The 26343-nt window shown below is 43.0% G+C and carries 22 protein-coding genes; 11 read left to right on the forward strand and 11 right to left on the reverse strand.

The annotated features are described in order from the left end of the window. The 5 genes from ACEN2L_RS00005 to ACEN2L_RS00025 all read right to left on the reverse strand — a co-directional run. Positions 1 to 2392 (reverse strand): FimV/HubP family polar landmark protein (locus ACEN2L_RS00005; RefSeq protein ID WP_441740937.1); only part of this gene is annotated, 2392 nt, incomplete at its 3' end. A 416-nt stretch (positions 2393 to 2808) separates the two neighbouring features. Continuing rightward, a complete protein-coding gene (locus ACEN2L_RS00010) occupies positions 2809 to 3825 on the reverse strand; it encodes an aspartate-semialdehyde dehydrogenase (protein WP_306021169.1) in 1017 nt (338 codons plus the stop codon). 38 nt (positions 3826 to 3863) lie between these two features. Then, positions 3864 to 4985 carry a 4-phosphoerythronate dehydrogenase gene (locus ACEN2L_RS00015; protein ID WP_441740942.1) on the reverse strand — a complete coding sequence of 374 codons (1122 nt, stop codon included), beginning with the start codon at positions 4983 to 4985 and terminating at the stop codon, positions 3864 to 3866. A 206-nt stretch (positions 4986 to 5191) separates the two neighbouring features. Then, on the reverse strand, positions 5192 to 5392 hold the full coding sequence (locus ACEN2L_RS00020) for a hypothetical protein (RefSeq protein ID WP_441740944.1): 201 nt from the start codon (positions 5390 to 5392) through the stop codon (positions 5192 to 5194). 411 nt (positions 5393 to 5803) lie between these two features. Next, positions 5804 to 6556, reverse strand: coding sequence for a class II aldolase/adducin family protein (locus tag ACEN2L_RS00025; protein WP_441740947.1), 753 nt, complete (start codon positions 6554 to 6556; stop codon positions 5804 to 5806). Between the two features lie 92 nt (positions 6557 to 6648). Between ACEN2L_RS00025 and ACEN2L_RS00030 the strand changes: the two genes are divergently transcribed. Further along, a complete protein-coding gene (locus tag ACEN2L_RS00030; RefSeq protein WP_306021025.1) occupies positions 6649 to 7362 on the forward strand; it encodes a Crp/Fnr family transcriptional regulator in 714 nt (237 codons plus the stop codon). Positions 7363 to 7520: 158 nt separating this feature from the next. Continuing rightward, positions 7521 to 9404 (forward strand): CocE/NonD family hydrolase, encoded by a 1884-nt coding sequence (locus ACEN2L_RS00035; RefSeq protein ID WP_441740950.1) that lies wholly within the window; start codon positions 7521 to 7523, stop codon positions 9402 to 9404. Between the two features lie 80 nt (positions 9405 to 9484). Here ACEN2L_RS00035 and fabB read toward each other — a convergent pair whose 3' ends face one another. After that, a complete protein-coding gene (gene fabB, locus ACEN2L_RS00040) occupies positions 9485 to 10699 on the reverse strand; it encodes a beta-ketoacyl-ACP synthase I (RefSeq protein ID WP_306021023.1) in 1215 nt (404 codons plus the stop codon). A gap of 231 nt (positions 10700 to 10930) precedes the next feature. Here fabB and mnmC point away from each other — a divergent pair, with 231 nt between their 5' ends. After that, on the forward strand, positions 10931 to 12943 hold the full coding sequence (gene mnmC / locus ACEN2L_RS00045) for a bifunctional tRNA (5-methylaminomethyl-2-thiouridine)(34)-methyltransferase MnmD/FAD-dependent 5-carboxymethylaminomethyl-2-thiouridine(34) oxidoreductase MnmC (protein WP_441740952.1): 2013 nt from the start codon (positions 10931 to 10933) through the stop codon (positions 12941 to 12943). Between the two features lie 49 nt (positions 12944 to 12992). Here mnmC and ACEN2L_RS00050 read toward each other — a convergent pair whose 3' ends face one another. From ACEN2L_RS00050 to ACEN2L_RS00060, 3 genes are read right to left on the reverse strand one after another with little or no spacing between them, the layout of a single operon-like run. Beyond that, positions 12993 to 13262, reverse strand: coding sequence for a YfcL family protein (locus ACEN2L_RS00050; protein ID WP_441740955.1), 270 nt, complete (start codon positions 13260 to 13262; stop codon positions 12993 to 12995). 16 nt (positions 13263 to 13278) lie between these two features. After that, entirely contained in the window at positions 13279 to 14418 is a 1140-nt protein-coding gene (locus ACEN2L_RS00055) for an ATP-NAD kinase family protein (protein ID WP_441740958.1), read from the reverse strand. Further along, positions 14411 to 15010 (reverse strand): elongation factor P hydroxylase, encoded by a 600-nt coding sequence (locus ACEN2L_RS00060; protein WP_441740959.1) that lies wholly within the window; start codon positions 15008 to 15010, stop codon positions 14411 to 14413. Before ACEN2L_RS00060 ends, ACEN2L_RS00055 begins: the two co-directional genes overlap by 8 nt. Positions 15011 to 15202: 192 nt before the next feature. On the opposite strand from ACEN2L_RS00060, the gene ACEN2L_RS00065 reads away from it, so the two are divergent. From ACEN2L_RS00065 to ACEN2L_RS00090, 6 genes are all read left to right on the forward strand, one after another. Then, positions 15203 to 15898, forward strand: coding sequence for an FFLEELY motif protein (locus ACEN2L_RS00065; protein WP_441740962.1), 696 nt, complete (start codon positions 15203 to 15205; stop codon positions 15896 to 15898). Positions 15899 to 15905: 7 nt separating this feature from the next. Further along, complete coding sequence (locus ACEN2L_RS00070; protein ID WP_441740965.1) at positions 15906 to 16394, forward strand: acyl-CoA thioesterase; 489 nt, start codon at positions 15906 to 15908, stop codon at positions 16392 to 16394. Beyond that, on the forward strand, positions 16391 to 17563 hold the full coding sequence (locus ACEN2L_RS00075; protein WP_441740967.1) for a retropepsin-like aspartic protease family protein: 1173 nt from the start codon (positions 16391 to 16393) through the stop codon (positions 17561 to 17563). The genes ACEN2L_RS00070 and ACEN2L_RS00075 overlap by 4 nt, the downstream gene beginning before the upstream one ends. Positions 17564 to 17773: 210 nt before the next feature. Then, the gene (locus tag ACEN2L_RS00080; protein ID WP_441740970.1) at positions 17774 to 19087 is read left to right on the forward strand and encodes a ribonuclease J; all 1314 of its coding nucleotides are present in this window, start codon (positions 17774 to 17776) and stop codon (positions 19085 to 19087) included. Positions 19088 to 19254: 167 nt separating this feature from the next. After that, the gene (locus ACEN2L_RS00085; RefSeq protein WP_441740973.1) at positions 19255 to 19689 is read left to right on the forward strand and encodes an energy transducer TonB; all 435 of its coding nucleotides are present in this window, start codon (positions 19255 to 19257) and stop codon (positions 19687 to 19689) included. 255 nt (positions 19690 to 19944) lie between these two features. Continuing rightward, on the forward strand, positions 19945 to 20439 hold the full coding sequence (locus ACEN2L_RS00090; protein ID WP_441740976.1) for a hypothetical protein: 495 nt from the start codon (positions 19945 to 19947) through the stop codon (positions 20437 to 20439). 64 nt (positions 20440 to 20503) lie between these two features. Here the strand turns inward: ACEN2L_RS00090 and ACEN2L_RS00095 are convergent, their stop codons facing one another. Both ACEN2L_RS00095 and ACEN2L_RS00100 read right to left on the reverse strand, forming a co-directional pair. Beyond that, a complete protein-coding gene (locus tag ACEN2L_RS00095; protein WP_306021009.1) occupies positions 20504 to 21361 on the reverse strand; it encodes a PA4780 family RIO1-like protein kinase in 858 nt (285 codons plus the stop codon). Positions 21362 to 21491: 130 nt separating this feature from the next. After that, the gene (locus ACEN2L_RS00100) at positions 21492 to 23117 is read right to left on the reverse strand and encodes an FG-GAP repeat domain-containing protein (RefSeq protein WP_441740980.1); all 1626 of its coding nucleotides are present in this window, start codon (positions 23115 to 23117) and stop codon (positions 21492 to 21494) included. Positions 23118 to 23306: 189 nt separating this feature from the next. On the opposite strand from ACEN2L_RS00100, the gene ACEN2L_RS00105 reads away from it, so the two are divergent. Next, on the forward strand, positions 23307 to 24164 hold the full coding sequence (locus ACEN2L_RS00105; protein WP_441740983.1) for a hypothetical protein: 858 nt from the start codon (positions 23307 to 23309) through the stop codon (positions 24162 to 24164). A gap of 115 nt (positions 24165 to 24279) precedes the next feature. Beyond that, positions 24280 to 26343, forward strand: a complete 2064-nt coding sequence (locus ACEN2L_RS00110; RefSeq protein WP_441740986.1) for a DUF3857 domain-containing protein — start codon at positions 24280 to 24282, stop codon at positions 26341 to 26343.

Here is a 26343-nt window from a genome sequence, read left to right on the forward strand (position 1 = left end):
CAGCTGTTTCTTCGATGTCAGCCTGTTCCTCGATGTCAGCTATTTCTTCGATGTCAGCCTGTTCTTCGATGTCAGCTGTTTCTTCGATGTCAGCTGTTTCTTCGATGTCAGCTGGCTCTTCGATGTCAGCTATTTTTTCGATTTCAGCCTGTTCTTCGATGTCAGCTGTTTCTTCGATGTCAGCCTGTTCCTCGATGTCAGCTATTTCTTCGATGTCAGCCTGTTCTTCGATGTCAGCTATTTCCTCGATGTCAGCTATTTCTTCGATTTCAGCCTGTTCTTCGATGTCAGCCTGTTCTTCGATGTCAGCCTGTTCCTCGATGTCAGCTGGCTCTTCGATGTCAGCTATTTTTTCGATGTCAGCCTGTTCTTCGATGTCAGCCTGTTCTTCGATGTCAGCTTGTTCCTCAATGTCAGCTGGCTCTTCGATGTCAGCCAGTTCTTCGATGTCAGCCTGTTCCTCGATGTCAGCTGGCTCTTCGATGTCAGCGTCTGCTGTCTCTTTAATGTCAGCCTGTTGTCCGATTTCAGCGCTTTCCTCGGCTTCAGCGCTTAGGGCAAGTCCAAAATCATCTTCTGGGTTTTCGTCCAGCTCGTTATCTATTTCTAAAAATTCAGGCTCAAAACCGGCGTTTTCATCAAAGCCCGCAGCAAGGCTTTCTTCGTCTAGTTTTTGGATACTTGGCTGAGCGACAGTATTTTGCGGAGCTTCGTCTTCATCATCGTCGTCCCCAAAATCACCAAGCATTTCTCGCATCTGCTCTACTTGTTCTAACTCATCAAGCAAATTGCCCGTAATATTATCTATCTCAGCATTTTGTTCGGCGATTTCTTTGTCTAATTTTTGTAAAACGTCTTCATTGATATCTTCATCTTCATCAGAAATAATATCTGGCGTGACAATAGGCGTATTTTCACCGTCAAATAATTCATCAATACTGATTTCTGGTGCTTCGTCTTGGTCAACGACCGTTTCAATGCTAGGCGACTCTTTTTCAAACTCTGCCGCGTCACTTTCAGGCTCTCGGATAGCTTCAGCTACTTCCGGTTGAGGCGTAGGCTCTATTTCTGCTAGTACATCGTCGATGTCACTATCAATGAGCTCGGCTTCTGCATCATCGCCGATACCAGCAAGTAAGTTATCCTCATCGTCGTCTTCATCGAACAGACTATCGAGTTCATTTTGTCCAATCTGAGAGTCACCTTCCTCAAATTCTTCCGAAGCGGTGGTAGGTTCAAGCAGGTCTTCACCTAAGTCATCAAAAGAATCTAATTCATCATCAAACGCGTTATCTAAGGAGTCATCCAGGGCATCATCTAGAGACTCACGTAGCTCTTCAGCAAGCACATCATCCAGTAGGTCGTCATCGCCAAACAGATTATCATCATCGAGGTCATCCCCTAGTTCATCAGAAAGCTCATTACTTAAGGCATCAGATAAGTCGTCTAACGCTGAACTGTGGGGATCAAGACTAATGTCATCGTCTTCTACTAAATCAAATTCTTTTGGCTTATCGTTTGCACTACGGCGCATCAAGAAAAAATACGCCAAGCCACCAAGAAGCGACAGGGTCAAAGGAACCGTAATTGCTGCCAGCATCCAAGGACTGTCTAACCAACTTGCATTGGCCTCGTCTTCAGCCGCTTTGGCTTTCAGCTCATCTTCTAGGCGCGAACGAGCCAGAAGCTCTTCAATGCTTTGACCCATCTGTTCCATCTGCTGGTTTTTTACGACTTCCTCTGAACGCATTTGATCAATATCAGTATTGACCTTATCAAGCTGCTCAACCAGTTGTTGATTTTTATTTAAGATCGCTTGAACTTGACTGATTGATTCGGCAAATTGTTGCCGAATTTCAAGAAACTGGCGTGATTGTGCCTCATTTAACGCTCCCAATTTTTCTTCTATTAGCGCCTTGGTTTCGTCTAGCTCGTTTTTACTGACTTTTGCACTACTACTGAGGCTTTGACTGGCAACTGCTTCGCTGTTGGTAGGCGCTGCAGTTTTGAGGATCTGTTCATCGCTTTGAAAACGATCAAGCGCGGCAGTTTTATCAACTCTAGAGGCATAACGCTCAGAGGGTAACTTTAGGATAGAGCCATTTTTGATTAGATTAAGATTGTCTTGTTCAAAAGCGTCGGGATTCAGTTGGTAAATCGCATACATGACCTGGTAAATAGACAACTCTTTGCTTTGTCTATAACGGCTAGCAATTTGCCATAGCGTATCAGATGATTTTATTGGACCATAATTAACGCCAGAATACTGAGCGGAATTGTTTTTAGGCCCCTTAACTTGCACACTTTGGGGTACGGCTGCATATAAAGTCGAGATAGCGAAACAGCAACAAACGACAAATAATTTCGCCTTGTTTAGCATTTTGATTGTCAAACGGCTTGCCCCAATAGTGGTTGTGTCATGTGATCTGCGGTTCCATTTCGACCTAAAAATTAATTATCTTGCAATAACCTGCCAGCTAACCCAATTATGTTAGTTGCATTTTACTCAATCAGACAACCATGCTGTTGATCTTGAAAATGACTAAGAAGGTGTCAAATTTTAGACTTTAGTAGGTAAAAACCAATTTAATTACACTAACCTAGCAATTGGTATTCCAACATTTTATGTCAATAACATGCAACTCTAGCACTATAAACCAGATGCGAAAACGGATCTAGAATGCACTCGCTTTGACCACTAAAAACTGGTTGATGGTGGTATGAGAATCATCGGCACAGGAACAGAAAACATAAGGGCTATTCGCTGTAACTGAATAGCCCTTAAGATAGAATGGAAATAAAACTAAATTACATATAATCGCGGATCAATACTTCGGCTATCTGGATGCTATTGGTCGCAGCACCCTTACGCACGTTGTCTGATACAACCCACATATTGATACCATTTGGATGGGTAATATCATTGCGGATACGCCCAACAAATACTTCGTCATGACCGCTAGCGTTACCGACTTGAGTTGGAAAATCTTCGCGCTGTTCCATCAACTTTACGCCTGGCGCGTTGGCTAACAAGGCTTTTACTTCTTCCGCGTCTATCGGAGAACGCGTTTCCAAGTGAATTGCTTCACCGTGACCAAAGAAAACAGGTACACGGACCGCAGTGGCATTAACCAAAATACTGTCATCGCCCATAATTTTCTGAGTTTCCCACACCATTTTCATTTCTTCTTTGGTGTAGTCATTATCAGTAAACACATCGATTTGAGGTATGACGTTGAAAGCGATTTGACGACTAAAAGCTTTTACCTGAACTTCTTTTCCGCTTAGCAATGCAGCGGTTTGATGCGCCAATTCATCCATTGCTGACTTACCTGCACCCGATACTGATTGGTAGGTAGAGACGTTAATACGTGAAATACCAACTGCATCTTGAATGGGCTTTAAGGCAACTAACATTTGAATTGTGGAACAATTGGGGTTAGCAATAATATTTCGATTTCTAAAATCGGCTAAAGCATGGGCATTCACTTCAGGCACAACTAATGGAATGTCGGCTTCGTAGCGATAATGAGAGGTATTGTCGATAACAACACAACCTGCTTCTGCCGCGATGGGGGCGTATTTAGCTGATACACTGCCACCAGCAGAGAAAAAGCCAAGTTGTACTTTTGACCAATCAAACGTATCTGCGTCAAGTACCGTAATATCCTTACCCTTGAACGATACTGTACCGCCAGCAGAGCGTGAACTCGCTAGAGGATAAAGTGTATTGACCGGGAAATTCCGTTGTTCAAGAATTTCGATCATATGCTGCCCTACCAATCCGGTAGCGCCTAGCACAGCAACATCAAAAGACCGAGACATGTTTGAAGTACTCCTATAAAAATAAAATGATTAGCCTATCAGGCCTTTAAAAAATCGAGGGCGTAGATTGCCTTTGATTGCGAAAAATTTCCAGTATTAACCTTTATTGCAGAAAACTCTCTTCTTATAGGGTAGTGCTTTCTGATATATCTAAATTGCTCTGCATTGTGCATATTATCCTTAAAGTGTTTACTGTCGTCAGCGATGTTGTAAACCTCTAAGATTAAGTTTTCAATATTTTGCTGAACGTCCAAGCTTGGATTTATATTCAATTGTGTTTCAACCCGAGGTAAATAATCACTTAATGTTTTAGATTTAGGCAAGTGATAAAAATCACACAAGCCTTGATAAAGCATTTCCGTGCCACGGGCCTTACCTTCTATCGTATGGCCTGCTATATGAGCTGTTGCCAATGCGACATAAGGAACAAGCGCTAAATTGATATCTGGCTCGTTTTCCCAAACATCTAACACTAAATTCAACCTTTTACCGCTTTCAAACAAACTCAGCACCGCGCCATTATCAATCACTTCACCGCGACAAGCATTTATTAATACTTGCTGCTCGGTAAGTTCATTCAAGCGGGCTACATCAAATAGGTGTTCTGTTGGGTGTTTGCCTTCACTGATAAAAGGAACATGTAGAGTAATGATGTCGCAGTGCATTATCCTTTGCATGTCAACAAACTGGCGGGGATCTCCCGCTTCCTGCAAAGGCGGATCGCAAAGATAATAGGTTATACCGAGAGTATCTAACTTTTTTTGCAAGGCGCTACCAACATGGCCTGCACCTACAATACCGATTGTTTTATCGCCTAAATGCCATCCTAATTTTTTGCCCATGACACATAAAGCACTTAATACATATTCTGCCACTGCTACGGCATTACAGCCTCCTGCAGACTGAAAATGAATCCCCCTTTGCACTAGGTAAGGAATATCAACATGGTCGGTACCCGCTGTTGCGGTTGCAACAAATTTTAGCTTAGAAGCTTTCGCTAATAATGTCTCATTCACTTTAGTAGTAGAGCGCACTAAAAGTACATCGGCATCGGCAATCATATCGGCATCGACAGTTTTATGAGAAAACACCTGACACTCACCTAGTTCAGCAAAAAATTCTGAGCCATAAGGCATACTGTCTTCAAAATAAATTTTCATTAATAGGGTTCTTGTTTACACAAAAATAAAGGACCTTAGTATGCCATGAAGGTAGATGAGGTAAAGCGCCGCACTGTATATATTTAACAAATAAACTAAGTGATTTTTTATGGTGTACCACCCACTGAGCCAGTGTCAGAACTCAGCACTAAATGTAAAAAAGCTTAATATAAATGCAGCACTGCTTGCGGTGCCTCAAGTTGCGGTTAATGTCCTACATCCAATAAAGCCGTTCGGGCATTTGGCACGATATCAATGTATCGGTCTAACAGTTGTCTACCAGAAATCGGGGCTTGTGCGCCGTTGATGAAGTACAGAGGGATGCTTGTCTCAATCATTGCCTCAATCCATCTTTTCCCTAAACGCTGGCGCTCATCCATGTAAACTAAGAGCTCAGGTAAAACCATGTGGCCTGCATTGTTTTGAAGTCATTGCCATAAAATGTCGACATGCGCTGACTGTGGTTGAGTATCTTTGCCGAATATCCTTGTAAAGCTTTTGTTAAGCTTGTTTTTATTTAAAAATTTAACGATCCAGGGCCCATTGGCTTGCTCTACTAAGCGATATTGGTATTGCTTTGGTTTCTCTGATAAACCAAAGCCAACATATTGGCACACAGCAAGCTGTAATCCGCGCTAAATACTTCCATTTATATTGCAATCCCACGATGCACTCGGAAAGCCATGTATAAACAAAATGGTTTCCAGCCCTTGTGCTCTGCTAAGATCAGATGATTGCCAATACGCTATTTTGTGGTCACATAAGTAGTTGTACTGAGTTAGTTGTTTATAACGTTTGAGGCTGATATCGGTCAAAATTTACTGATCATAACCAGGATTGATACGATCTAATTTACGCAAAAGCCCTGGCCATGCCAAACCTCCGCCGGCAGAGCGGGTCACTTGCTCAGCTTGAGCACGAATACCCCTTAAAATAGCATTTGGGATAGGCAGTAAATCCCCCCCTGTTGATTGCGCTTTGAGTTGAATTTCACAAGAGCGCTCAAGTAGATACATAAACAAAAAGGCGTCTGGAATGTTAGTGGCACAGGTTAACAAGCCGTGATTACGCAAAATCATAAAATTAGTTTCTGCCAAGTCAGCTACCAATCGCACTTTTTCTTCTGGATTAAGCGCAACCCCTTCGTAGTCATGATAAGACAATGATGACAAGACAAATAAGGATTGCTGACTTAAGGGCAATAAACCGTCTTTGGTAGCAGAAATAGCGATACCTGCCGCGGTATGTAAATGCAGTACACACTGAGCATCATCTCGGGCTTCATGCACCGCGCTATGAATAACAAAGCCCGCTGGGTTGATGTCATAATCAGAGGGCATGACCTTATTACCCTGTAAATCCACTTTAACCAAACTGGAGGCGCTTACTTCTTCAAACATCAAGCCATAAGGATTAATCAAAAAATGGTGCTCAGGTCCAGGCACCCGGGCGGAAATATGAGTAAACACCAAATCATCCCACCCGTGCATCGCGACTATACGATAACACGCAGCTAAATCCACTCTCAGTTGCCACTCTTCACTTGAAACCTGTTGTTTAACTGACTGCATTTTATTTACTCGCCTGATTGTTAATTTGTTGTCAACAACATAAGCTAAAGCCTCTTTTTGAACTGTCGCCAATTAGACATTTGCTAAAACACATGCCAATAGATTTCGATTTACTTCAACCCAGCCTGCAAAAAAGTCGTTGGTTTAGCCAGGTACCCCTGCACTTACAGCATGCTATTGTCGGTTCAGCAACCATGAAGTATCTCCACCTTGGGCAATACTTGCATCGCAAAGGCGATAAAGTCGATGGGCTATATTGTTTACTAAGCGGCAAATTACGAGCGAGTAATCTTAGCCTAAATGGGCAAGAACTGATTTTAACGTGGCTACAAGAGGGCAATTGGTTTGGCGAAATATCAATGTTTGATGGCTTACCCCGCACTCATGATGCCATTGCCGAGCATGACTGTAGCCTGCTGAAAATTTCAAATCAGCAATTCGAGCAATTACTTGCGGCACACCCTACACTCTATCCGTTTTTTATTCGTCTACTTTGCCAACGAGTGCGCACCAGTTTTAAACTTATTGACGAAATGGCGAGCCTGTCACTAAAAGGACAATTGTGTCGTCGTTTACTGCTATTAATTGACGGCTTGGAATTTTCATATACTGAACACGAGCAGCATGATAGCCAAGTCTTCAAGCTAGCAATTTCACAAGAATCTTTGGCTTTGATGCTGCATAGCTCGCGCCAAACGGTGAACAAAATTCTTCAAGAGCTTAGTAAACAAGGCATACTTCACATTCACTATGGCCACATCACCGTATTTAGTAAAACGAAGTTGCTAAGCTTAAGCCAAATTTAGTCATTACTCAGCATTCCTGCATTCACGCATTCACGCATTCACGCAATAAACCTATTTTATGTGGTGTTCAACTCATGTTTATCGTTCATACCTTGCGTTTATAGTAGGCTGAATTGGCAGTAAACCTTAACCATCGAACAAATAAAAAAGGAATGGTAATGAAAACCACGTCATTTGCCGCTTTGTTTGCCCTACTTTGTATTTTAATGCATTCAGCATTTGTACAAGCGGCGGACAGCAAAGAACAAGACAAAAGAGCGGAATATATCCGTTCCCATTACGCAAAATATGAGTATCAAATCCCGATGCGCGACGGAGTGAAGCTCTTCACATCCGTTTATCTGCCATACGACAAAACCAAAAAATGGCCTATGTTAATGCAACGCACCCCATACCGGGTTGCACCCTATGGCGTTGATAAGTACAAAACCAAACTTGGCCCCAGTGAAATTTTTGAAAAAGAAGGGTTTATCTTTGTTTTTCAAGACGTACGCGGCAAGTACATGTCAGAGGGTGAATTTATCAACATGCGCCCTCAGGACGCTTACAAAAAAGGCGGCAACAATGCAGACGATGCCACCGACACTTATGACACCATTGATTGGCTAGTAAAAAACCTGCCGAACAACAACGGCAACGTAGGTATGTGGGGGACCTCATATCCCGGCTATTATACCTCGGTTGGTGCCATTAATAGTCATAAGGCGCTAAAAGCAATCTCACCGCAGGCACCGATTGCTGACTGGTTTTTTGACGATTTTCATCGTAACGGGGCCTTCGTAGTGCCAATGGCATTTATCTTTTTTGATACCTTTGATGCCCCCCGTGAAGGGCCACAAGCCACTGGCATTAAAGGCCGAAATTTAGGCACACCAGACGGTTACCAGTTTTATCGCGACTTAGGGCCACTTAGCAATGTTAACGCCAAGTATTTTAAGGGCGAACGACCGTTTTGGAATGAATTAACCCAACACCCTAATTACGATGAGTACTGGCAGGCACGCAATGTACTACAGCATTTTAATGACGTTAAGCCAGCGACTTTAGTTGTTGGCGGCTGGTATGACACAGAAGATTTATACGGCCCCTTATCAACCTATAAAACCATGTCTAAAAATAACAAAAAAGATAATGTTCATTTGGTTATGGGCCCATGGTATCACGGCCAATGGAACCGCGGAGAAGGCGATAAAATGGGTGAGGCACAGCTAGGATTTGATACCAGCGCTTGGTTTCAAGAACATATCTTGCTGCCTTTTTTCAAGCAGAACCTGAAAAATGAGACAAAGACTGCCCTGTCTTCTGCCACTATTTTCGAGACTGGGGCAAATCGCTGGAGAGAGTTTTCTAGTTGGCCACCCAAAGCAGGAAAAGAGACCATCTTGTATTTTGGTGCCGATGAAAAACTGCTTACCAGCCAAGAAAGCCGTGGCGGGTTTAGTGATTATGTCAGCGATCCTAAAAAGCCAGTACCACACTCAGCTAAAATCAGCCGAGGTTGGGACAGACCTTACATGGCAGAAGATCAGCGTTTTGCAGCCAGACGTCCAGATGTGCTGGTCTTTAATACAGAGCCTGCTACAGAAGATCAAACTATTGCGGGCGCCATTGACTTAGACCTGTGGGTTTCGACCAACCAAACCGCCGCTGATTTTATCGTTAAGTTAGTGGATGTATTTCCGGGTAAGGATGTGAATACCAATGAGATCGATAAAGAAACGGGCAATCGCCATGAATTGGTGCGGTGGCATGCCATGCGCGGTCGGTTTAGAAATAGCATGAGTCAGCCAGAACCCTTTGTAGCTAATGAGCCAACCTTGGTCAAATTTCAGTTGTTAGACGTATTACATACCATCAAACGGGGTCACAAACTGCAAATTCAAATCCAAAGCAGTATGTTTCCTTTTATCGACATGAATCCCCAAAGTTACGTTGAAAATATCTTTGAAGCCAAGCCTGAAGATTTTGTGAAAGCACAACACAAGTTGTTTCACAGTCAAACCTATCCTAGCGCCATTCAGTTCAAGGTAATAGAAAACTAAGCATATCGTGGTTTGCTTTAACATAACAAAGCCGTTCATAAGAACGGCTTTTTCATAAACGCTTGATAGTAGTTAACTAGCTACGGTTTGTACTTTTGCATAACTAAGGTAGCGTTGGTTCCGCCAAAACCAAAGCTATTTGACATCACTGTCGTAAGCTCTGTTTCACGAGTTGTCATCACCACATCCATACCAGCAGCTTGCTCATCGAGAGTTTCAATATTAATGGACGGTGCAATAAAGCCATTTTCCATCATTAATATACTGTATATCGCCTCGTTAACACCGGCGGCACCTAGGGCATGGCCGGTCATCGCTTTGGTCGCACTTAGTGGTGGCACTTTGTCACCAAACACTTCGCGAATCGCCCAGAGTTCTTTTACATCTCCCACCGGCGTAGAGGTACCGTGAGTATTTATATAATCAATAGGCTTATCTAAACCCTGCATGGCTTGTTGCATACAACGCATTGCGCCTTCACCAGAAGGAGCAACCATATCAGCACCATCAGAAGTGGCCCCATAACCTACGATTTCACAATAAATTTTCGCGCCACGTGCTAAGGCGTGCTCAAGCTCTTCAACCACAACCATACCACCACCGCCTGCCCCTACAAATCCATCACGATTTGCATCATAGGTACGCGATGCTTTACTTGGATTATCATTGTACTTAGTAGAGAGTGCACCCATGGCATCAAATTCAGCTGACAAGGTGTAATGCAGCTCTTCGCCACCACCGGCAAAAATAATATCTTGCTTGCCTAATTGAATTTGCTCTAATGCATTACCGATACAATGTGCGCTGGTTGAACACGCCGAACTAATAGAATAGTTAACCCCTTTGATTTTAAAGGGCGTGGCTAAACATGCAGACACAGTGCTGCCCATACAGCGAGTCACCATGTATGGCCCAATTCGCTTCACACCTTTTTCGCGTAGGATATCAACGGCTTCAACTTGGTTTTGTGAAGATGCACCGCCAGAGCCAGCAATAATGCCAGTACGAACGTTAGACACCATGTCCTCAGTCAAACCTGAATCTTCTACCGCTTGTTGCATAGCCACATAAGCATAGCCAGCAGCATCGCCCATAAAACGTTTAATTTTACGGTCGATGACGTCGTCTAAATTAATATCGACTTTACCCCAAACATGGCTGCGCATGCCTGCTTTTTCGAATTCTTCAGAAAAGGTGATGCCAGAGCGTCCTTCTCGCAACGACGCTGTGACTTCTTCTTTATTGATACCGATACTGGAAACTATACCTAAGCCAGTGATTACCGCTCTTCTCATGCTAAACCCTTCAACAAAAATTTGTCGCACATTTTAATGATTTTACAGTGTAAACTGGTCTGCTCTTTACCACGATTCAATATACTGAATATTTGCAATAAAAAGGCCAAAACCAGTAAGGTGAATTTGTTACCTAGCGTTCGCTACCTTAAACTATCCGCGAATTGAACACTAGCTCACTATGCTAGGTATCTGAATATTATTTACTTGCATCTTAGGGGAAATTTGTTTTTGAAAATAACTAATGCTGAAATCCATTTTAATGAAAACGGCACCCCTTTTGCCAAGCAGTTTGACGATCTTTATTTTTCCGATGCCTCTGGTATAGAAGAAACTCAGCATGTTTTTATCCAACATAATCAACTGCCCCAGCGTTGGCTCAACTGGCAAGATTCGCACTTTACCATCGCTGAAACAGGATTTGGCACCGGACTTAACTTTCTTGTTACCCTCGCCTTGTTTGCACAACTGCGCGACACCCAAAGTATACCTTTGTTCAATTTGCACTTTAGTACCGTCGAAAAATATCCTCTCACAAAGGCTGATTTAGCACTGGCCTTACAACGTTATCCTAGTTTACAAGCTTATAGTCATGCATTAATTGAGCAATATCCGCCGAACGTCGCGGGCTGTCATCGTTTAAAATTCTTAAATGACAGCGTGATTGTCGATTTGTGGTTCGGTGATGTACATGAAATATTACCTCAGATATATGCAACACCAACAGGCTTGGTTGACTGCTGGTACTTAGATGGCTTTGCGCCAAGTAAAAATCCTGAAATGTGGACAGAGGCACTGTTTAGCCAAATGGCGCGCTTGGCGAAAAAAGATTGCCACTATGCCACGTTTACCGCCGCAGGTAGCGTAAAAAGAGGCTTAGAAGCCGCGGGATTTAGTGTTAAAAAAGTAGCCGGTCATGGCCAAAAAAGACATAATTTGAGTGGTACGCTACCACAGAAAACACCCGTACCTTGGCCAAAACCTTATTTTGCTCGCCCTGCTATCCAGTCTAGTGACGCCTCAACAACAAATAGTCAAACCAGGATCGCTATTATCGGTGGCGGATTAGCCGCTGCTAATTGTGCCTATGCTTTAGCAAAACGAGGGCTAATAGCGGATGTATACTGCCAAGATGGCACGCTAGCACAAGGGGCATCAGGCAATCATCAAGGCGCGTTGTATCCACAATTAAATGCAATCGCTAATCACAGCAGTCAATTTCATGCTTTAGCGTATTTGTATGCGGGTAACTTTTATAAGGGCTTAGTCAAAGATAATATTCAGTTTGCTCATCAATGGTGCGGCGTATTTCAAGCCGCGTTTAATGACAAAGTACTTGAGCGCCAACAAAAGCTCATTGATCACGATATATGGCCCAAGGAGCTCATTACTTCACTTACTCCAGCACAAGCGTCAGAGCTTGCAGGGCTTAACCTGCCTTTTGGCGGTTTGTATTTTCCACAAGGAGCATGGATCAATCCGCCAGAGCTAGTGAATGCCTTATTCAACAGCGCCGCAAGCCGTCTGCATACTAGTCATAAACTAACCTCTCTCAGCCACACTGGCATGCATTGGCAACTGCAGTTTGAAACGCAAAGCAGGATCGAAACGGATATTGTGATTGTGGCCACCGGCAGTCAATTTGCGAATATTGAGCAACTAACACCATTGCCTTTGCGCGGGGTACGAGGGCAAGTAGAGTATATCGATAGCAGTGTTGAGCTCGGTAAGCTAGCCACGGTAATTTGTCATAAAGGCTATTTAACCCCTGCTCATCAAGGCTTGCACGCTCTGGGCTCAAGCTATAAGAAACAAGACTTTTCAACCGAATATCGTAAAAGTGAAGAAACAGAAAACATCACTATGCATCAAAAAGCGTTGGCAAATTGCCCTTGGGTAGATAAGTTAGTCGGCCAAGGTAAAGGTAGGGCAGCCACTCGCTGTAGCACAGCGGATCACCTGCCAATGGTGGGCGCCGTGCCAAATATTCCTAAGCAAAAAGAGCAATTTTGGGATCTATACAAAGCCCTCCCAGCTCAGCATTATCCCCTAGCGAGTGATTTTGCTAATTTATATCTATTGAATGGGTTAGGCTCGAGAGGTTTAACAACCGCCCCCCTGTTAGCAGAGGTGTTAGCCAGTCAGATTTGCCATGAACCTTTGCCTTTACCTGCGTCTCTACTGGATGCCTTAAACCCTAATCGTTTTTTAATACGTGGGCTCATACGTCGTGAACAGAGTTGATGATAAGGGGGGATTAAAGCACTAAACCCAGCAAGTGGCTTACCAAACCTTAGCGACTAACTAATTGCTCAACAAGCTTGCGGCACTGCGCCTGATCGTCAAGGTCTAACTCATTATCTGCAAACGCTTGAGTCAAGCTGTTGTCAAGAATAATGGTTAATTGCTCTGCAGACTTGTCATCACAGGACTGCAATTTTGCCAAAGCCAAACTAAAGTGTCCTTGAACATAACCAGCGATAAATAGGTCTTGATCACTACCGCTATCCACTACGTCTACAAAATACTGCTCGGCTTTACTGATAAGATGGCTTAACTGCATAGTTGGAATTTTTACCTTAATTTAAATTTGCTAGCGGATAAAGTACCTGATCACGATAGCCGGTGATTACGGTCATTAAACCCGCTAATTCAGCATCTAAGGTAATGTCACCACTGTCTGAAATCAGCGGTTTGCCAGCAAGATTGTTTAACTTATTTTTGGTGGCCACCAGTAGAATATTTTCTTTACCCACAGCACGCAATACGTCAGGACTTAATTGTTGATTGCCACGACCAAATACATGGCCTTGCCCACCAATTAAGGTAATGACCAGCTTGGTGGCTTGCTGATGAATAAATTGATATAGCTGCTCGGCGGTTAAATCTCTTGCGATCAATTTACCGCCTTTAAGTAGGTCAACGCCCAACAAGGTATTATCTAAGTTAAGTTCTTGCATGATGAACTCAACAGTAGAGCCCGAACCCATTACAAAATAGTGCTCAGGATATTCATCCATTAACTCAATAATGTAGGCAGCAATATCCGCCAACACCAATTCATCAGATTCTTTACCCCCCATTTTCACTGCCTGAATATACTGCAGCTCAGTCGGCACTCGCATTTCACCAAACTGACGGGTGTTTACCCGCCCTTGTCGAAACAAGGCTTCATCAATATCCATCACATCAGCTTGGGTTAAACTTACGATTTGACCTTGAACCATTTGCGCTACCACTCTGCCTGCCGCTTGCGGAGTAATCGCATATACGCCGGAATGAATTTTACAACCCGCAGGGATTCCCAATACCGGTAAAGCGGTATCGATAGCATGACAAATATTGCGAGCGGTACCATCACCGCCAGCGAATAACAATAAATCGACTTGCTCATTGAGCATTGCTTTAGCTGCTGCTTCAGAGTCATGTCCTTCACTCTGTTCACTACTTGGTTGATACACAATTGAATAATTAAACCCCATTTCTTTGGTTAGTGTTTCTCCCATTTCTCCAGCTACAGTGTAAATATGCACTTGCGACGTTAAAGCCAGTATTTCCGACAGCGCTAAACGGGTTTTATCTCCGGCCTTTTTTTCTGCGCCTAAGGCTAAGGCTTTGGTTCTAATTTCTGCCCCATCACTGCCTTTTAATGCCAAGGCACCACCGATACCGGCAAAAGGATTGACAATAAGGCCAATTTTGAACAGTTTTTTAAGCATGGAAATCTCGCTCTGTTAATGCTGGAGTCTGATAAAAAGCCTGCAATGCAGCAATAAACTGTTGGGCTCGAGGTGGAAAGCCGTGCTGTAAGTACTGTAAAACTTGCAAACGCACATTACGCGTAAAACCTCGGGTATCCACCGGCGCCCCGTTTAAATTATCGGTACTGACCCTAAATAGACTGCCGCATGCCACAGAAAAGGCCCACTCAATGGCTTGAGGTTTTATTTCAACGTATTCAAATTCAGCTTGTTGCTGAGTATTTCTGCCATCGGGGCAATACCAGTACCCATAATCTTCAACTAAACGACGAGCCTTACCGGCTAAACACCAATGGGCAATTTCATGAAGAGCACTGGCAAAAAAACCGTGAGCAAAAATCACGCGATGAAAGGTAACCTCGGTATCGGCTGGCAAATAAACAGGCTCACTTTCACCTTTGATTAAACGGGTATTTTCACTGCGGCTAAACAGTTGGTCGAACAAAACAATGAGGTCGCGATAGTTAAACTGCGCAACAGCCTCGGCGTTTGCTGACGATAAGGTCTTTGACAAGCCAGGAGAAATAAGCTGAGTGTGAGTGTTTTTCATAAGGGCGCGCATTTTAGACTGAAGCACAGCTGACTTCCACCTATTGTTTTCAAAACCAGTTTACGCCAAGCTATGGTAAATTTTAAGACTAAATAGCCTGATGAAAACCACCTTTTAGCCATGAGTAACTTGTTCCTTCATCTTTGCTTCCAACGTTGATCAATCAGTGCAAAACGGAAATCATGTTAATAAATGAGTGAACATACTAAACAAATTATTCGCCATTTACATGGCGTGAAAACAATGCAAGACATCGCGCAAAAAGGTGGCTGGTTACAGCGCATTCGTCGCTTACAAGCATGGCAATGCCAGCGCTTGATGATTAGCCATCAAACCAGCTATGCCAATGAAAAGTTTAAACCCGCAATAACCTTTTTTGTGAATGAATTATACGGGCCTAAGGATTTTAGTCAGCGCGACAAGGACATTGCACGAGTGGTGAATAAACTGTCGACTGTGGTGCCAGATAAAGCCTTACAAACGCTTGCCACTGCGCTACAACTATACGAGTTATCTTTTGAACTCGATTTCGAAATGGTCAAAAAATTATCAGACCAAGACTTAAACCGAGCTCGCTATCTTGAGGCTTATCGTGCTTGTAATAATTCTCATGGGCGCCAACAACAGATTTATTTGATAGAAGTACTGGGAAACCACTTAGCTGAAGTGGTTAAAATCCGAGGTATTTCTGCTCTGTTACTGCTATCGCGCAAGCCTGCCAAATACGCAGGACTCGACGCGCTGCATACCTTTGTTAGTGATGGATTTAAGGCCTTTAAAGGCATTGGCAAGGTTGAAGACTTTATTTTGCCTATTGTTTATCACGAACAAAGATTGATGAAACTGATGTTTGCTCCTAATCAACCCAACCCTTTACCAGATGTGTAATACCTTAATGTCAACGCCAAGCTCTCACTCAAATCAGCCTGAATTACCCGCACTTGCATGGCAGTACCACAAGCCGTTTATTTCTCATTGGCACATTACTGCACAACACATCGATCATTATGGCCATGCCAATAATGTCGCTTATGTGAGTCAGCTCGAACGAACCGCTTGGGCACATTCAAATGCTTTGGGTTTAAGCATTGAAAAATACCAAGAACTCGATCGAGGTATGGCAATCAGTCGCCATGAAATTAACTATTTAGCTGCCGCCTATTTGCATGACAAAATAGCGTGTGCAACATGGATTGTAGCCTGCGACAGTAAACTCAAACTTGCCAGAGAATTCCAATTTATTCGGCCCGCTGATGGCGCCTGTTTGCTAACAGCGCGTACTGAGTTTATATGTATCGCCTTATCAAGCGGACGGCCTAAACGCATGCCTGCGGAATTTTCTACCCCTTACAGCCAAGCACAAATTACCGTGGTTACAAAATGACTTGGCATCGCATACTGGTTGTATCACTTGCCGTATCACTACTGGTGAACTTTGCTTTAATACTGCAGCTCTTACAAACCGCAACTACAAGCACGCAGCAGGTGCAGACTCCGAATTCTGACAAAGCCCCTTTTTCGGAAAAAGCGAAATCAGAGTTACATGCACTTCCGCTAAACAATGCAGATTCTCAACAAACTACACATGCACCTAGTCACCAACCCGCCTCAACCAACTTTCATGCCACGTCTGTACCAGAACGCAGCGAGCTACTTGCAAAGGCACAACAATGGTTACGTGACGAGAACTACCCAGCTTTAGAGTTGTTTTTACGAGACTATTTACAGCAGTACCCTTTGGATATGGATTTTTTGCTACTTGAAGCGGATTTAATTGTGCAAACCAACCTAACCAGTGACGCCATTGCGCATTTCTATAGTTTGAAAAAACAGCCCATGAGTGACGAACAAAACCAGTTAATTGACGAGCGAATACGCACATTGTCAGAGCAAACAATATTACAACTACAAAAGGCCCACTCTTGGGATACCTTAGCTATTTTTGTTGAGCCCCTATTGCAACTCGAACCTGAAAATCGACTGTACCTCTTGGCCCTAGCTGAGGCTTATGCCCAGCAACAACAAATCAATTTAATGGAAAACATTCTCGCAGCCCTTGATTACAATGACCCCAATGCCATGCGTATTCGGCAACTTACCTTTATTGCGCATGATAACGGGCAAGCCAATAAAAACGATGACATCCCTGAGATTGACACTGGTATTCCGAGCAGTTCGGCTATTGAGTTAATGCAGCTAGGAGATCAGTATGTCGTTAATGCCCACCTAAGTGGCAACCAAGTCGCTTTATTAGTTGATACAGGTGCGTCAATAACGTCTATCTCGCAAGACTATTTTCAAGGCTTGTCACATCGCTTTAAGGTGAATTATGTGGGACGGTTTAATGTTAATACTGCCGCTGGAAGGGTATCCGCTCCGATGTATCAATTTGCCGAACTTAGGTTAAATCATGTTAGCGTAAGTAATATATCGGTTATGGTCATCCCCATGGAGACGACCGCCAATATTAATGGTTTGTTAGGAATGAATTTTTTACGTGAATTCGATTTTAAAATCGATCAACGTCAAGCAAGATTACTGCTAGTACCTTAGGTGTAACTGCTGTTACTTGTATCGCTGTTACACCTAAAGTTGAGCAATACCGATGTGAACCTTTTAGCCAAAAACGAACTATCTAAACAGTAATACGTGGCAGTAATTAAATTGCCCGTTGAGTAAAAATAAGGAAAGCCCATCGACTCCCTCACACCCAGCTTTAACGACCTCTGGTTTTTACCCTTAGGAGGCACCGGCGAAATCGGCATGAACATGAATCTATACGGTCATGCCGATAGCTGGTTAATGGTCGATTGTGGGGTGACATTTCAAAGCCCCTTAAAACCAGAATATACCCAAGCTTCCGGTTCATCAGTTATGGCACGGGATATTTTTGATGTGGTGTGCGCTGATCCACGCTTTATCACCGCTCAAAAAGATAAGCTCGCGGGTATTGTCATCACCCATGCTCATGAAGATCACGTTGGTGCTCTCCCCTACCTTTGGCAACGCTTTAAATGCCCTGTGTACACAACGGCTTATACCGCAGAGATTTTGCGCCGTAAACTATCACGAGACGGCTTAGCGCAGCGAATGCCCATTATCGAAGTGAGCACCCAGCAAAAAGTCGATATCGGCCCCTTCAATGTTGAATGGATTGGTATTACTCATTCTATTCCAGAGCCTCACGCACTTATGATCCGCACCGAAGCGGGCAGCGTGTTTCATACTGCAGATTGGAAAATTGATGCTAAACCCATTACCGGCCAACCTTTCAATGCCAGCATCTTTAAACAACTCGCCAAACAAAGCGTAAATGCCATGGTGTGTGACTCCACTAATGCGTTGCGTCTTGGTCACTCCATATCTGAAAGTGACTGTTATCAAGGTTTATTGGAGCTGGTTGAGGGAGCAACAGGTCGAGTTGTGGTGGGCTGTTTTAGCAGTAATATTGCTCGCATGATCAGCCTTGCAAAAATTGCACAAAAAACCGGACGTTATTTAGCCTTATTTGGGCGTTCTTTGGAAAACACCGTCAGCGCAGCGCGAGCTACCGGACACTGGCCTCAAGAACTAGAAGTCATCGATGCCTTTCATGCAGGCTATTTGTTAAAACATGAAGTCTTGGCTGTAGCAACAGGTAGCCAAGGCGAGAGCCGAGCAGCGCTGAGTCAGATAGCACAAGATAACTACCGCAATTTAAGTTTAGAGGCCGATGATCTGGTCATTTTTAGTTCGATCATCATTCCGGGCAATGAAAAACTTATCGACAGAATGATAGACCTATTTCATCAGCGTAAGATCCGCACGATTTTAGCAGAAGATAACCCAAAACCCATTCACGCCTCGGGTCATCCTTGCCAAGAAGAATTAATACTCATGTACAACTGGGTCAAACCACAGTTGGCTATTCCCACTCATGGCGAGCCGCAGCACCTTAAAGCCAATGCCGACATAGCCAGTCAGTGCCATGTGCCGAGAAGTTTAACCGGCTTAAATGGTGATCTTTTTATCATCGCCCCAGAACCAAAGTTGATAAAAAACGCGGTCAAGACGGGAAGAATTCCGCTGCAAAACTAGTAGACGGCTGAGCTTTGAGAACTAAACAAGCTAAAAACAACACAATCAGGTGAAGGCTTTACAAGAAATCTTACAAAAGAGTATAAATTTAACCTATACAATATTTACCTCTTTATGATAAAACCCCTTAATAAAGCCGTTTAAAAAGACTATTCTAAGGAAGTCAAATGAAAAAAATATTAACCTTTTGTAGTACTTTGCTGCTCTCTACTACAACATATGCTCAAAATTTTGCTGATGTTCAACTCACGCAACTATCGCCGATTCAAGATGAATCCATCTGGCTTAGAGAAAAACCGGTTACACCTATGTATCCTATCGAATTAGCTACAAAAGGAGTGGTAGGTTGCGGCGTATTTAAAGTCACTATCGACAAAGATGGTAATACAGATAACGTTACCTTGGTCAGTGCCGTACCCCAGAAGCACATCGCTAAACCTGCTTCCAAAGTCATAAAAAGCTGGAAATGGACCAATGCCGAAGACAGAATCGCAGCCCCAGAAGAAAAAATACTGAGATTAGATTTTTGTATGGGGGGCGAAACACGAGAAGAAGCTGAAACACGTTGTTTCGCGCAATCTCAATTAGCTTGCAAAGAATAAAAGGTTAATAACCTCAATCGGTATGGGTACTCACTAACGATTTTTTAAGTGCGTGCTCCTAGATTGAATAAATTCTACCCTCAAAGATAACCATGCCCTCGTTTTGCATCACGTACTCGAGGGTTAATCGCTTTATCTCTCTTAATTTCTGACTTTTAACTAGCGAATAGTCACTCTTTATTATCACGTATCGAGTAGTTCATTATACGTAACGTCACTTGAAAGAGTAAAATTTTTACCACTAGAATAACGCGAATGACAGTAGTTGCCAAGCGGAGCAGTGGTATTGTAATTTCTTGCTTAAGTTGTTTTTTTGCTGCCAGCCCCTTGCCAAATGACATAATTCAAGTGACCTCGCAAAAACTAGCAGAAACCTATACCCAAAACCCAGATCAAAGACTTTCTATTCTCACTGAACAAAGTCCACCCGGTAGCCACCTAGATAAAAATGGTAAAGTCACTGGGGTCACCGTTGAATTAATTATAAAATTTAGTGAACGTTTGAATGAAAATATAAAAATTGATTTATTTCCATGGGTCAGAGCATTATGGATAGCCCAAAATGAGCCCAATATTGATATTGTTCCTGTTTTTAATATAGGCGAGGTAAAACTCTATTTAGCGTTTTCAAATGATGTCGACCCACAAAGAGTGCTGCGTTGGCAGCATGCATTAACCAAAGTTATCAAGATGGCACCATGCGCTCTTTGTATGAAGGTGTTTACAGTGAAAAACAAATTCGTCGATTAGAAAATATCGCTACACAATATGCCAAAGTGTTCACATTGAGGTAGGTGTAAACCACATCAAAACACTAGTCAGCTTCATTGGCCTCTTTGATACGTTCTTGTCTGGCTTGCTCTTCGGCAAAGGCCGCTTTTATTTCTTCTAGCACTGAGTCTACATCGGCGTCTTCAGCGCTAAACTCAAAGTGGCCGCTTAGTTCAGTTTCAGCCGTTAATTCACCAGCTTCAAACAGGGCCCACATTTCTTCTGCATAATGGGTTTGCAGTAACTCAGGGGCAAATTGACCGTAATATTCACTCATATTGCGCACATCCCGCTGCAACATGCTAAAAGCGTTATTATTGGCAGCAGCATCAACCACTTGTGGCAAGTCGATGATCACTGGACCATAGTCATCCACTAACACATTAAATTCAGATAAATCGCCATGTACCAAACCAATACACAACATCTGTTTTACGTAGTGCATGATTTGTGTGTGGTCTTCTATTGCTTGTTCAGCACTCATGCTGACATCGTTTAAACGAGGCGCCACATCGCCTTGCTCATCCGTTACCAGTTCCATGAGTAAAACGCCGTCATAACAGCCATACGGTTGCGGCACACGAACACCAGCCTTAGCTAATTTGAACAAGGCGTCAACCTCGGTATTTTGCCACGCATCCTCTTGCTGTTTGCGGCCAAACTTCGAGCCTTTTTCCATGGCTCGTGCACGACGAGTATTGCGAACTTTACGCCCTTCTTGATATTGAGCAGCTTTTTTAAAACTGCGCTGCATAGCCTCTTTGTATACTTTGGCACAGCGAATTTCTTCACCGCAGCGCACCGCGTATACTGTTGCTTCTTTTCCACTCATTAATTGATATAACACTTCGTCGACTAATCCATCGTCAACTAAGGGCTGAATTCGTTTGGGGGTTTTCATGGATTCCTTATAGAGTCAGCTACTAAAGCTAAGCAAATTATTGCAGAGTGTGCCTAAACCTGAATGCCCTCGCAATCTGAAATTACATTCTTAGAGGTCGCTGCTGGAATAAATTTTCACATAGTTTCCATTAATTAGCGATCAGCACAATCACTTTATTTAGCAGTTCAGGTGGATCGACTCGGCTGTAGTGTAAAATCAAGTCTGTTTTACCATCCAAATTAATGTCGCTGTGGGTAATCGCCTTGGCATTTTTAGGCACTTGTACTGAGTATTTTTCAGAACGGCGATTGAATAAACGTTTCGCGTCATTCACCGCCATATTGACTCTGATTTGTTCGTCTTCTTCTGAAAAAACGAAATCTTTCAAACCATCACCGTTCAGATCGATGAGCTTGACCATGGGCTCACCTCTGCTACCAGATGACAAACTAAAGGTAATTTCAACCTCTTGGCTTTCGGTGGGTTTTGCGGGATAAGCTTGATTGTCGTCCATTTTAAACAGCAATATTTCTTGCTCAATACTGCTGGATAATAAAGCACTGATAATCTGCGACACGCCTAGCTCAAAAGCCGATACCATCACTTCTTGACGGCCGTCATTGTCCAAATCAACTAATCTGAAATCAGATAAGGTGCTACTCGATTGAATACGGGTATCGGCCGTCTTTGCAAACATCAAACCTTGTGATTTAAGTTGGCCATAATACACTTCATAATCATTGGTTCGATCTAATACACCGGAGCTTTGCGCAAAACGCACCACAAGATCAGCGACGGCATCCCCATTGATATCGGTAATGAGTTCTACCATTTTGTGTTTTAAATTACTTTGACTAAGTTGCTGGCCATCGGCGTCTATTTTATCCCACCAATTGATACCTTCGATATCTTCTGCCAAGTGAACAGGTTTGCCCTGAATATCAAAAGTGCCCTGCGAATTTTGCTCAAATACCTTCAACTGACCTGTTTCCACCAAAACCAGATCACTTCTGCCATCACGATTCATATCTGCCAAAAACAGCTCATGGGGCTTAAAAGTTAGCGCCTCACCTTCAACGATCATCAAAGCGGGTATGCTTAAAGACTGGGTAACCCTTTCCTTAGTGCCTGGCTTTGACAGCCATAAATCAACCTTTTCAAATTGCGACAAGATAAAATCGTCTTGCTGATCATCATTGATATCTTGGCTAAAATTTGACTGCAATAAAGCATCTGATTTTGTACCAAAGTACATGGTAGAAACTGTGTGCAGAGGTTTAAGATACGAGTTTGATTGCAAATCATTGACAACTGCCGGTATGTGAGGAGCGGCCATTGCTGGCCCCGTGTATTCATCTGTTTCTGGTGTTGGCGCAACGTACACATATTCAAAGATTCTTTCACTGCTCAAAAAATACAAGGATTGCAAACCACTGGGTTGGGCGACACCTTGATCGTAAGCAAAAAATTGCTGGCCTAAGGTCAGTAAGTCAATTAATTGCATTTTGTCGTGTAAGGAATTAAAGGCGTAAACCGCCAATTGGCGCTGACCTTCTGCAGTAAGGCCAATTGCGACTAATTCATTACCTGGATTTTCCAGAATATTTAGGGCTAACACAGGTTGGGTAAGATTAAAGGGTAAGGTGATAGCATACTCAGAAAACAAAGGCGATTTTTGCGCATATGACGGTAAGGCCAACAAAGTTAGCAGTAAAAAGCTCACTACGTTTTTTGCTCTAACGATCAAATTTGCTCGTTTGTACGTATGTATCATTATGCTTTCCTGTAGCGCTAACTCGAGAAACACAGCATATCAAAATCGGAAAAGCATGCTGTCAAAAAGTGTAAAGTTTTAATTCAGGAAAGTTAACGCAAGCAATTCGTTTTCAATATTTAATTCAACAGCTTATGTGTTAGGATTTGAATTGGAATATCGCAGATATCATAGTAACTGAGGCTCTTCATGCTGATTAAGCATTATGCTAATAAAAACCGTTTTTTTATCGCTACAGTAATTATATTTACTCAGCTGTTGTTTGTTTTGGCTTTGCCGGCGCAGGCCCACCCTCTAGAGCAACTTGAAGGATTGAAACGTTTTAACCGCTCGAGCCAATTGCTTGACCCACAAAACACCGCGGTACAACTTGTATCAAGTTTAGATATTAAAGAAGTAAAAATTGGTCAAAATGTGGTTTCTCAAGCCATAGAATTGAATGAAAAAGGCGGTGAGATCCACAACATCACCGGCGGAAGCCGCAGTGACAAAGTGACATTTAGCTTTTTTCAACCCTTTCAAGAGTCCACCTTGGAGCAACGTATTGATTTACATTTTGACAAAAACTCAGGGTTTATCGACGCGGTGAATTTACGTTATTTGCTCAGTAGCGCCTATTTAAGTATCGACTTAATTCGAGACCAAGTATTGCAATCAGCCATTAGCAAATACGGTTCGCCGCTGACCATGCAAGCGGTGCAAGATGTTGCAGGAAAAACCAAGCGAGTGACCATAAACGACTTTAGCGCGGGTATAACCAACTTATCTGAAGAGGCCCGGGCCTACTTTAAAAAATTAAGCATAACCAGAAACGCTAAAATAAGCGCCGACAAGCGGGGCATCGCTTTATTTCAAAATGGTTTTGATGAATGCTACCTATGGCCTAAAAACAATTACGCTGAGATACTGAGTCTTTGCGCTTTTGCCCCTGGGGCAGCCAATGCCAATAATCGGGGATTAGAGTTTGAGTTAGTGAATTTTCCAATCAAACAAGTTATTGCTGAACATCAAATTAAGCCTGCTGAGCAGCTTAAATTAAGTTTGTAAACACACCTTTAGTGTACTCACAGTTCATGCTAATCAGGCGTAATAAAATCCTTTAAGAAAGGATATACTGCCTCACTGTTATTCTTCATCACCACCCTATTATTAGGAAAGGGATATGCCTAGTCTAAAAATACGCCATTTTTACGTGTTACCACGTTTATTTATGTTAATGGGTTTACTGTGCAATGCGTTTGCCAGCCACGCTGTGAGCCGTTTAAACGCCCATGAACCAGAATTTACCTTGGTTGCTCCAGCCAAGTGGATAGAAATACAAGACTATCAGGTTGGCGATTTTGTAGATTTACTCAGCCCAACTCATTATCACTTAGTTGATAAACAAGTAAGTGGCTTAGACGGAAAGCATAGCTATTCACGCTATGTTTATTCCTTGACCGACCCCTCTGGTATTGAGTCAAATTCTAACATTCGCATTCGATTCAACCCGGCCTATGAAAAATTGCAACTGCACGGCATAGCGGTTAACCGCCTTGGCAAAACGGTTAACTCAATCACACGTGCTGACGTGGAAGTGATTAATGTTGAAGACAGGCAAAGTAGCAATATTTATTCAGGAGAAGTCGAGGCGGTCGTTTTATTGAAAGATATTAGAGTGGGTGACGTTATCGATTACAGCTATACGCTTGTGGGCAATAACCCTGTGTTTGGCGATAAATTCTCGAGCGGCGCTTCCCTTGGTTGGTCAATTCCGGTTGATAAGGTTAACGTGGCAGTAGTCATGCCAAAAGATCGGCCCATTCAATACAAAGTATTTAAAAGTAATGCGCCAGTGAGTATTGAAAACAAAGAGTTCGGCACGCGCTACACCATGGTATTAACCACTACAGCAGAAATTTATGAAGAAGATAATCTCCCCCCGTGGTACAACCCTTATCCCTACGTTCAGTTCAGCGAGTACCAAACTTGGCAAGACGTGGCACAATGGGCCAATACCCTGTTTGATGTTGACCACTTGGCCTCACCTGACTTAGCCAAATACATTTCGCAATTACAAGATTTACCGCTAAACGAAGCCATTAATGCAGCAATTAATTTTACTCAAAATCAAATCCGTTATTTGGGATTAGAGCTTGGCGAAAACTCCCACCGTCCCCACAGTCCGTCTGAAACCTTTGCAAATCGTCAGGGAGACTGCAAAGATAAATCTCTGTTACTGAGTCTATTGTTGGAGCAACTCGGTGTTGATGCCTCCCCTGCCTTAGTGTCTACGACGAGACGGGCACATGTCGATGATTATCTGCCTACCCATGCGGTGTTCGACCACGCTATCGTTAAAATCCAATTAAATAAGGTGGATTATTGGATAGATCCGACCATGACTCACCAAGGGTCAACCTTAGACAGTAAATATCAGGCTGACTATGGTTTAGCCCTTGTTGTCGCCCCTAACACCACAAATTTAAGCATGGCTAAACCGCAAGTAAACTTCAAAAGCGCCATTAACGTGCAAGAGTTTATCCTCGCCGCTGATTATTTCTCACCTGTTGAGTTGACTGTTACCACAACCATGACCGGCCGTGAAGCAGATAATCTGCGTTATCGGCTTAAGTCTGAAGGCAAGGTGAAACTCGCGAAGTCGTACTTAAATTATTACGCAAAGCGCTTTGTTAAAATTGAAGTACTTTCGGCGCTAAGTGTTGTAGACGAACCTAGCAACAATGCCCTAACGGTTATTGAACACTATTTAGTGCCTGATTACTGGCAATTAAACGAAGAACAACATGCTGAATTTGAGTTACAAGCGGATTACCCTGACCAATATGTTCGCTTACCAAGTTCGATTAAAAGAGAGCAACCGCTGGCGGTCTACAGCAATATAACGGTAGACCATAAGGTCAGCTTACAATTGCCTGAGCATATCGATTTTAGCGCAGATGAAGGAAGTGAATTATTTGAAGATAACCATATTAAATATTCTTCAACAATCGCTTATGATAATCGCGTACTCTCTTTTCAAAACATCTATGAAGCAAAAGCAGAATCGGTTGACCCACAGAGTGTGACAGAGCATTTACGTTTGCTATCAGACATAGCAAACACCATGAATTATTCCAACAGTATTACCAACGTCATCAATGAGCCAGGCAACACAGAACTGCAAAGACTGCTGCTGAGTTTAAATAAACGTCGTTTAATGCAATCAGAGCAAGCAGGACAGTAG

It is taken from the genome of Flavobacterium sp. W21_SRS_FM6 (assembly GCF_052119645.1).
Taxonomy (GTDB): Bacteria; Pseudomonadota; Gammaproteobacteria; order Enterobacterales; family Alteromonadaceae; genus Paraglaciecola.